Genomic DNA, 9124 nt, shown 5'->3' on the forward strand with positions numbered 1-9124 from the left:
GACACGGAGGGACAGGATGCGCATCATCGTCTACGGAGTGGGCGCCATCGGCGGCGTGCTGGCCGGCGCCATGGCGCTTGGGGGCCGCGAGGTCGTGGGCATCGCCCGCGGCCGGATGCTGGAGGCGGTCCGCGCGAACGGGCTGACCCTGAACAGCCATCGCGGGACCGAGCATGTGCGCTTCGACTGCGTCGGCGCCCCGGACGAGATCGACTTTCGCCCCGACGACGCGATCCTGCTGACCATGAAGGGCCAGGACACCACCGCCGCGCTGGAGGCCCTGCGCGCGGCCGGGGTGCGCGAACATCCGATCTTCTGCTGCCAGAACGGCGTCGCGAACGAGCGCACCGCCCTGCGCTATTTCCCGAACGTCCACGGCGTGACGGTGATGATGCCCGCCACCTACCTGGAGCCCGGCGAGGTCACCGCCTTCTCGCAGCCGCGCTTCGGGGTCTACGACATCGGCCGCTTCCCCGAAGGCTCCGACGCCGACGACCGCGCGCTGGCCGAGGCGCTGGCGGCCGGCAACGTCGCGGGCTTCGTGCAGGACGACGTGATGGCCAGCAAGTACGGCAAGCTGTTGATGAACCTCGGCAATATCCTGGAGGCCGCGCTCGGCACCGGGGTGTCGTCGGGCGATCTCTACCAGCGGCTGCGCGCCGAGGCGGAGGCTGTGCTGCAGGCCGCCGGTATCCCCTTCCGCGACGTGGGTTCCTCCGATCCGCGCCGCCAGGAGAACATGCAGAGCACCAAGCTGGACGGCGCGCGCTATGTCGGCGGCTCTACGACCCAGAGCCTGACCCGCGGCGCCGGCAGCGTCGAGACCGACTATCTCAACGGCGAGATCTGCCTGCTGGGCCGGCTGCACGGCGTGCCCACGCCGCTGAACAGCCGCGCGACGATCCTGTCGGCCGAACTGCTGGCGGCGGGCGAAGGCGCCGGCGCGCTCGACCTCGACGCGCTGGAGGCGCGGCTGACCGGCTGACCGGGCCGGCGGCGCCCGGGCGGGCATTTTGTCTTTGCCGGTCGCGAATTCACCGGTAACGTGGCGCCGCACGGGACCGGGCCAAAGTCGAACGCGGCCGGACCGACACGGGCGGAGAGGGACGAGCCATGGGCAAACGAGACGAACTTATCGAGAAATACGCCGACGACCTGCGGACCAAGTGCGGCATGACGCCGGATATGGACCTGCTGACCAAGGTCACCATCGGCTGCGGGCCGGCGATCTACAACGACGACGCCGCCACGGTCGCCGCGACCCAGGAGGGCGAGCTGGAGACCGTCAAGAACAACTTCCTGATCAAGAAGCTGGCGCTGCGCGACGGGCCAGAGCTGATGGACGCGATCAACAAGGTGATCGACACCTACGGCCGGTCGGAGCGCAACAAGTACCGCGCCGTGGTCTACTACATGCTCGTCAAGCATTTCGGCAAGGAATCGATCTACAGCTGATCGCGGGTCGAACGAACGGTTAACGCGCCGTTACCCGTAACGCCCTGCCCTGCAACCATTTTTAGAGACTCCGGGCTTGCGCGTCCGCGGCGGTTGCGGCATAAGCCCTCGTGTCTGACCAGAAGGTCGGGACCCGAATTTCGTACCGCGGGCGTGAGGACGCGTGGGAAGATGGAGGGTCTCGGCCAGCCGGTCGTGACCCTCCATGCTTTCCCGATCTCGCCCTCGGGTTGGTCGCACTCCGCCCGCGGGTGCCGCCCCTGCGCTCAGCCGAACCCCGCGCTCAGCCGAACCCCGCGCTCAGCCGAACAGCGCCAGCACGATCCCCATCAGCGTCATGCCCACCGCCGGATAGGCCCCGTCCATCCAGATCAGCGCCTTCGACCGCACGCTGAACAGCACGTTGGTCGCGATCCAGGGCGCCGCGACGAACAGGCCGAGCCCCAGCCCCGTCACCGCCGCCGCGCCCAGGGTGTCGATGCCGCTCATCGCCAGGATGTGGCGCGTCATGCCCGCCACGAGGATGCAACAGATGAAACTGCCGATATAGGGCACCGGATCGGAGCGGTTCAGGCTCTCTTCCGTCAGCCCCTGCGCCTCCATCCAGCGGCGGCCGATCACGCCGTACCAAACGGCCCCGAATATCCATGCCGCCGCCGCCGCGGCGATCACGCTGATGATGCCCATCCGTCCCTCCTGACCGGTTCTGCGCGGACAGTATGCCGCAGGACGCGCGGCCGCGCCACGCTTTCGCGCCGCTCAGGGGTCGATGCCGGCCATGCCGCAGATCGCGGCCCATTCCGCATCCGTCACCGGCTGCACCGACAGGCGGGTGTTCTTCACCAGCACCATCTCCGACAGCCGCGGATCGGCCTTGATCTCGGCCAGCGTGACGGGACGCTCCACCGGCTTCACCGCCTTGATGTCGACGCAGTCCCAGCGGTCGTCGTCGGTGGTGCTGTCGGGATGGCTCTCGGCGATCACCTCGACGATGCCGACCACCGCCTTCTCGCTCTGCGAATGATAGAAGAACCCGCGATCCCCCACCTTCATCTCGCGCATCACGTTGCGCGCCTGATAGTTGCGCACCCCGTCCCATTCCTCGCCGGCCTCGCCCTTGGCGACCTGATCGTCCCAGGACCAGGTGGAGGGTTCGGACTTGAAAAGCCAGTAGGCCATGTCGCTCCTTCCGTTTCCCGGGCCGCGCCGACCCGCTCCCACGCATCTTCTTCTCGTTTCAAATACGCCTTGCGGCCGCGCCGCCAAAGCCGTCCTCGGGGCGAAGCGCCGAAGACGCCCCCGTCCCGCTCATCCCGACCCGCTCAGCCCGACCCCGCTCATTCCGGCCGCAGCGGCCGCGCGAGCAGCGCCCCGCCCGCCTGTTCCACGGTCATCTCCCCTTCCAGCACCGCCGCGATCGCCCGGGTGATCGGCATCTCCAGCCCCTCGCGCGCCGCCAGCCCGGCGACGGCCCGCGCCGTCGCGATGCCTTCGGTCGTGGCCAGCGCCTCCGCCTGCCCCGCGCGCCCCAGCCGCATCCCGAAGGCATAGTTGCGCGACTTCTCCGAGGTGCAGGTCAGGACCATGTCGCCCAGCCCCGACAGCCCCGACAACGTCTCGGCCTGCGCCCCGCGCGCCAGCGCCAGGCGCAGCACCTCGGCATAGCCGCGGGTCATCAGCGCCGCGCGGGCGCTCTCGCCGAACCCCTCGCCGATGGCCATGCCGCAGGCGATGGCGATCACGTTCTTCAGCGCGCCGCCCAGCTCGACCCCCGCCATGTCGGTGCTGCGGTAAAGCCTGAGGCTCCCCGTCGACAGCTGCTCCTGCAGGGCCTGCGCTTCTCCCGCATCCCGCGCCGCCAGCGTCAGCGCGGTCGGCAGCCCGGCGGCAATGTCCGCGGCAAAGCTCGGTCCGGACAGCACGGCCGGCACCGCCCCCGGCGCGCAGTCGGCGATCACGCCGGACGGGCCGCGCCCGGTCTTCAGGTCGACCCCCTTGCAGCAGGCCACCAGCCGCTTGCCGTCCCAGAGCCCCGGATGCGCCGCCAGCACGCCGCCGAGCGACTGCATCGGCACCGACAGCAGAAGCGTGTCCGCCTCCGCCGCCGCGGCGATCTCGGCGACCGGCGTGACCCGGTCCGGCAGCACCACGCCGGGCAGGCGGCCCGCGTTCTCCCGCGTCTCCGCCATCGCGCGCACGACCCCCGCGTCGCGGCCCCACAGCGCCACGGCCTGCCCGTCGCGGGCCAGCGCGACCGCCATCGCCGTGCCGAAGGCGCCAGCGCCCAGAACCGCCACGCTCACGCCTTCGCCCCCCGCTTGCCGCCGCCGAGCATCGGCCGGCTGGCGGCATCCAGCGGCCAGCGCGGCCGGGCCGGCAGGCCCATGTCGTCGACGCGGCCCGCGCGATACGCCTCCAGCCCCGCCCAGGCGATCATCGCCGCGTTGTCGGTGCAGAGCGCCGCGGGCGGCGCGATAAACCGCACGCCGGCGGCCGCCTCTTCCAGCGCCGCGCGGACGGCCCCGTTCGCCGCCACGCCGCCCGCCACGGCCAGCGCCGGGGTGCCGGCCCGCGCCAGCGCCCGCCGCGTCTTCTCCGCCAGCACGTCGCAGACCGCCGCCTGGAACCCGGCGCAAAGATCGGCGCGGTCCCCCTCGGTCAGCCCGCCCTGCGCCGCCACCAGCCCGTCGCGGGCCCGCAACAGCGCCGTCTTCAGCCCGGAGAACGACATGTCGCACCCGGCCCGGTCCAGAAGCGGCCGGGGAAAGGCAAAGCGCGCCGGATCGCCCCGCGCCGCCGCCTGTTCCACCGACGGCCCGCCCGGCTGCGGCAGGCCCAGGAGCTTCGCGGTCTTGTCGAACGCCTCGCCCGGCGCGTCGTCGATGGTGCCGCCGAGCCGCTCGAACCGGTCCGGCGCGCGCACCACCAGGAACTGGCAATGCCCGCCCGAGACCAGCAGCATCAGATAGGGAAACGGCAGCGCGTCGGTCAGCCGCGGGGTCAGCGCGTGCCCCGCCAAGTGATTGACGCCCACCAGCGGCTTGACCGCCGCCGCCGCCAGCCCCTTGGCGCACATCACGCCCGCCAGCACGCCGCCGATCAGCCCCGGCCCGGCGGTGACCGCGATGGCGTCCACCTCGCGCAGGCGCAGCCCGGCCTCGTGCAATGCGCGTTCGACGCAATGGTCCAGCTTCTCGACATGCGCCCGCGCCGCGATTTCGGGCACCACGCCGCCAAAGGCCGCGTGCAGCGCCCCCTGCCCCGCCACCACGTTCGACAGGATCTCGGGCCGTGCGCCGCCGGCCTGCCGCACGACCGCGGCGCCGGTGTCGTCACAGCTGCTCTCCAGCCCGAGGATGGTCAGCGCGTCGGTCATGGGCCCGTGGCTTGCAAGGGTAACCCCCGGCAGATAACACCGCCCCCATCCGCATACAATCACGGCCCCGCGCTTGACCGCCCTGCTTCTCACCCGGCCCCAGGCCCAGTCGCAGCGCTTCGCCGCCCAGGCGAAGGCGCGGATCGGCGCGATCCCGGTGCTGATCTCGCCGGTGCTGCGGATCGTGCCGCAGGCGCCGGCGGTGCCGCTGGAGGGCGTGGCCGGCGTGGTCCTGACCTCCGAGAACGGCGCGCGGGCGCTGGCCGAGGCGGCCGACGTCGCCGGCCTGCCGGCCTGGTGCGTCGGCGACCGCACGGCCGAGGCGGCGCGGCTCGCCGGGATGCAGGCCGTCTCCGCCGCTGGCAGCGCCGACGACCTGGTGGCGCTGATCCGGGCCGAAGCGCCGGCCGGCAAGCTCCTGTTCGCGCATGGCGCCGAAACCCGGGGCCGCGTCGCCGAGCGGCTGGCCGAGGCCGGTTTCGACCTGGCCAGCGTCGTGGTCTACGACCAGGCGCCGCAACCGCTGTCGGCGGAGGCGCGGGCGCTTCTGGCAAGCGACCGGCCGGTGATCGTGCCGCTGTTCTCGCCGCGCAGCGCCGCGCTCCTGGCCGCCCAGGCCCGGGACGCGGCCGCGCCGCTGATCCTCGTGGCGCTGAGCGAGGCCGTCGCCGTGGCCTGGACCGGCGCCCCCCCGGCGCGTCTGGTTGTCGCAGAGCGTCCCGACGCTGCCGCAATTCTGGACGCAATCGCCGGGATCTGCACAAGCGCTTCGTCTTGAGACCCCTGCATCGGAGCGCTAGTTTGACTTTGCAGTCCGCGCCCGGCAATGCGGACTGCGGAACGGAGAGGGCTGGATTCGGTGGCAAAATCACCCAGGACTGACAAGACGGACCGCGCGGCCGACGAGGCCGAGGGGACTGCCGCACCACAGAGCGCGGAGACGGACGGGTCCGAGGACGCGCCGGAGGACACCGGCCAGACCGTGCCCCCCGACACGCCGCCCGAGGCGGACACGCCCGCGCCGGCGACCAGCCTGCACGCTCCGGTCCACGACCCGCGGACCGAACCGCTCCACCCGGGCCCCGCCACGCCCGATCCGGCGCCCGACAATGTGCCCGACCCTGCACCCGAGCCCGTAGACGCGGCCGCCGACACGCCGCCGCTGGCCGAAGCCCTGCCGGCGCCGGCGGCCCCGCCCCCCGCCGCTCCGCAGCAGGGCCGCACCCTGCCGCTGGTCCTCGGCGGCGTCATTGCCGCCGTCCTGGGCGCCGCGGCGCTGTGGTACACCGAAACGCAGGGCTGGACGGCCCTGGGCGGCCCCGACGCGGAGCTTCTGGCCCGGATCGACAGCCTCGACTCCGACCTTGCCGCCGCGCAGGACGCGCTCGCCGGCGCCGAGGACCGGATCGCCGCGCTCGAAGACCGCGAGCCGGACCTTAGCGAGGTCAACGCCGCCATCGACTCCGTGCGCGAAACCGCCGAGGCGACGCGATCCGACCTGGCCGCCCTGTCCGACCGGGTCGACACGCTGACCGCGCGGCTCGACGACACCGACGACCGGCTGAACACCGTCGCCGTCCAGCAGATCCCCGAGGCGGAACTGCCGCAGGCGATCTCGGAGGCCTATGATGAGAAGCTCGCGGACCTGCTGGCCACGATCGACGGCCGGTTCGGCACCATGCGCGAGGAGCTCGACGCCAAGCTGGCCGAGCTGGAAGCCAGCCAGACCGCCGCCGCCGAGGCCGAAGCCGCCGCGCAGCGCGCCGCGCAGATGGCCGAGGCCCGCGCCGCGATGGGCCAGGTCGAACAGGCCCTGTCGACCGGCGCCGCCTATTCCGAGCCGCTGGCCGAGGTCGCCGACCTCTCCGGCGCCGACATCCCCGCCCTGCTGCAGGCCGGCGCCGAGGACGGCATCCCGACGCTGGACGAACTGCAGGAGAGCTTCCCCGACCACGCGCGCGAAGCGCTGACCCTCTCCGCCCGCGCCGCCGCCGAGGAGGGCGAGCTGAGCACCTGGGAGGCGTTCCTGCGCAGCCAGGTCGGCGCCCGTTCGCTGGCCCCGCGCGAGGGCGACGACCCCGACGCCGTGCTCTCGCGGGTCGAGGCGGCCGTGTCCCGCGGCGACCTCGACACCGCGCTGACCGAGATCGAGGCGCTTCCGCCGGTGGGACAGGAGGCGATGGCCGACTGGGTCGCGCTGGCCGAGACCCGCCGCGACACGCTCGCCGCCGCCCGCGATCTGGCGGCGCAACTGAACCCAAGTGAGGACGGCTAATGCTCTGGTCCCTTATCAAGGTCATCCTGTTCGTCGCCCTCATCGCCGCGGCCACGCTGGGCGCGGGCTACCTGATGGAAACCGACGGCGGCATCCGGATTTCCATCGCCGAGACCGAGTTCAACCTCGGCCCGCTGCAGGCGGTGATCGCCGCGCTGCTGCTGGTGCTGGTGGTCTGGCTGTTCATCAAGCTGGTGGGCCTGCTGGTCGCCACGCTGCGCTTTCTGAACGGCGACGAGACGGCGATCTCGCGCTATTTCGCCCGCAACCGCGAGCGCAAGGGCTTCCAGGCGCTGGCCGACGGCATGATGGCGCTGGCCTCGGGCGAGGGCCGGCTGGCGATGAAGAACGCGCAGAAGGCCGAGAAATACCTGCACCGGCCCGATCTGACCAACCTGATCACCGCGCAGGCCGCCGAGATGGCGGGCGACCACAAGGCGGCCGAGGAGACCTACAAGCGCCTCCTGGCCGACGACCGCACCCGCTTCGTCGGCGTGCGCGGCATCATGAAGCAGAAGCTGGCCGAGGGCGACACCGACCGCGCGCTGAAGCTGGCGGAGAAGGCCTTTGCCCTGAAGCCCAAGCACGAGGAGACGCAGGATATCCTCCTGCGCCTGCAGGCCGAGCACGGCGACTGGGCCGGCGCGCGCCACACGCTGGGCGCCAAGCTGAAGCACGGCTCGATGCCGCGCGACGTCTACCGCCGCCGCGACGCGGTGCTGGCGCTGTCCGAGGCGAAGGACGTCCTCAGCGAGGACAGCACCATCGAACAGCGCGAGGCCGCGATCGAGGCCAACCGCCTGTCGCCCGACCTGATCCCGGCGGCCGCCATGGCCGCGCGCAGCTATATCGACCAGAACAAGCCGCGCTACGCCGCCCGCGTCCTGAAGAAGGCGTGGGAGGCACAGCCGCATCCCGACCTCGCCGCCGCCTTCGCCGAGATCCAGCCCGAGGAGACGCCCGAACAGCGGATCAAGCGGTTCCAGACCCTGACCAAGCTGAAGCCCGACCACCCCGAGACCCGGATGCTCTCGGCCGAGCTCTACCTGGCGGCCGAGGATTTCCCCGCCGCCCGCCGCGCCCTGGGCGACCTGGCGCAATCCGAGCCGACGGCCCGGGCGCTGGCGATCATGGCCGCCATCGAGCGCGGCGAGGGCGCCGACGAATCGGTCGTGCGGGCTTATCTGACGCGGGCGCTGACGGCCTCGCGCGGGCCGCAATGGGTCTGCGACAACTGCCAGTCGATCCACAATCACTGGATGCCGGTCTGCTCGAACTGCTCGGGCTTCGACACGCTGGCCTGGCGCACGCCGGCCGAGGGCGAGGTGGCGATGCCCGGCTCCACCGGCATGCTGCCGCTGATCGTGGGCAAGTCGCCGGCCGCGACCGAACTCGCCGTGGCCGAGGACGTCCCCGCCGCCGAAGAGCCCGCTTCGCCGGCGGAAGACAGCCCCGCCGAGACGCCGTCCGAGGCCGCCGAGACGGAGGTGACCGACGCCGAGATCGTCGAGGACGACGCGACGCAAAAACGCTGATTTTGGGGCTACCCATGCGCCGCGACGGGTGCTAAACGGCCCGCCAAAGGTCCGCACGGCCCCGCGCCATCCGGACCGCGACAGAAAGAGTGCCGGTGTAGCTCAGCTGGTAGAGCACGTCATTCGTAATGATGGGGTCGTAGGTTCGAGTCCTATCACCGGCACCACTCCTGTCGTTTTTTCTCCCTAGCAACGGTTCTTAGCCCAAAAACTCGGCCATCTATCCCATTACAGGGCTGTTTGGCGCACCGGTCCGCATCCGAGTCGCGATGTGCTGAGGGCTGTGCGCGCGCTTCTCCTACACCAAGCGTTGAAAAACTGTCTCCCGTGGAAGGCCGTTGCAACGGCGTGACTTGACTCGTGGCCTATTACGCTGGTCAATCCAAGGTCTAGAGCTTCGTGCGTTTAATCGTGGGCATATCCTGCGGCCTTGAAGTAGTTCCAGCATTCGTCGGGTTCGAAGAGATCGCAGATGTCGCCGAC

The 9124-nt window shown here is 71.6% G+C and carries 9 protein-coding genes and 1 tRNA gene; 6 read left to right on the forward strand and 4 right to left on the reverse strand.

What is annotated here, in order from left to right; all coding sequences use genetic code 11:
- Nucleotides 1-16 precede the first annotated feature (16 nt).
- Nucleotides 17-985, forward strand: a complete 969-nt coding sequence (locus P1J78_RS16490; protein WP_275568472.1) for a ketopantoate reductase family protein — start codon at nucleotides 17-19, stop codon at nucleotides 983-985.
- Nucleotides 986-1113: 128 nt separating this feature from the next.
- The gene (locus P1J78_RS16495; protein ID WP_275568473.1) at nucleotides 1114-1455 is read left to right on the forward strand and encodes a DUF2853 family protein; all 342 of its coding nucleotides are present in this window, start codon (nucleotides 1114-1116) and stop codon (nucleotides 1453-1455) included.
- Between the two features lie 300 nt (nucleotides 1456-1755).
- On the opposite strand, the gene P1J78_RS16500 is transcribed toward P1J78_RS16495, so the two are convergent.
- The 4 genes from P1J78_RS16500 to tsaD all read right to left on the reverse strand — a co-directional run bounded on the left by P1J78_RS16500 (nucleotide 1756) and on the right by tsaD (nucleotide 4831).
- Nucleotides 1756-2142 (reverse strand): DUF1761 domain-containing protein, encoded by a 387-nt coding sequence (locus P1J78_RS16500; RefSeq protein WP_275568474.1) that lies wholly within the window; start codon nucleotides 2140-2142, stop codon nucleotides 1756-1758.
- A 72-nt stretch (nucleotides 2143-2214) separates the two neighbouring features.
- The gene (locus P1J78_RS16505; RefSeq protein WP_275568475.1) at nucleotides 2215-2634 is read right to left on the reverse strand and encodes an EVE domain-containing protein; all 420 of its coding nucleotides are present in this window, start codon (nucleotides 2632-2634) and stop codon (nucleotides 2215-2217) included.
- Nucleotides 2635-2792: 158 nt separating this feature from the next.
- Nucleotides 2793-3758: an NAD(P)H-dependent glycerol-3-phosphate dehydrogenase gene (locus P1J78_RS16510; protein WP_275568476.1), complete on the reverse strand. Its 966-nt coding sequence runs from the start codon at nucleotides 3756-3758 to the stop codon at nucleotides 2793-2795.
- The gene (gene tsaD, locus P1J78_RS16515) at nucleotides 3755-4831 is read right to left on the reverse strand and encodes a tRNA (adenosine(37)-N6)-threonylcarbamoyltransferase complex transferase subunit TsaD (protein ID WP_275568477.1); all 1077 of its coding nucleotides are present in this window, start codon (nucleotides 4829-4831) and stop codon (nucleotides 3755-3757) included. Before tsaD ends, P1J78_RS16510 begins: the two co-directional genes overlap by 4 nt.
- 73 nt (nucleotides 4832-4904) lie before the next feature.
- Between tsaD and P1J78_RS16520 the strand changes: the two genes are divergently transcribed.
- The 4 genes from P1J78_RS16520 to P1J78_RS16535 all read left to right on the forward strand — a co-directional run bounded on the left by P1J78_RS16520 (nucleotide 4905) and on the right by P1J78_RS16535 (nucleotide 8808).
- On the forward strand, nucleotides 4905-5609 hold the full coding sequence (locus tag P1J78_RS16520; RefSeq protein ID WP_275568478.1) for a uroporphyrinogen-III synthase: 705 nt from the start codon (nucleotides 4905-4907) through the stop codon (nucleotides 5607-5609).
- Between the two features lie 81 nt (nucleotides 5610-5690).
- On the forward strand, nucleotides 5691-7106 hold the full coding sequence (locus P1J78_RS16525) for a COG4223 family protein (protein WP_275568479.1): 1416 nt from the start codon (nucleotides 5691-5693) through the stop codon (nucleotides 7104-7106).
- Nucleotides 7106-8641, forward strand: a complete 1536-nt coding sequence (locus tag P1J78_RS16530; protein WP_275568480.1) for a heme biosynthesis protein HemY — start codon at nucleotides 7106-7108, stop codon at nucleotides 8639-8641. Before P1J78_RS16525 ends, P1J78_RS16530 begins: the two co-directional genes overlap by 1 nt.
- Nucleotides 8642-8732: 91 nt before the next feature.
- Nucleotides 8733-8808: transfer RNA gene (locus P1J78_RS16535), tRNA-Thr, on the forward strand.
- The last annotated feature ends 316 nt before the right edge of the window (nucleotides 8809-9124 follow it).

Source organism: Psychromarinibacter sediminicola, assembly GCF_029168335.1.
Classification (GTDB): domain Bacteria; phylum Pseudomonadota; class Alphaproteobacteria; order Rhodobacterales; family Rhodobacteraceae; genus Psychromarinibacter; species Psychromarinibacter sediminicola.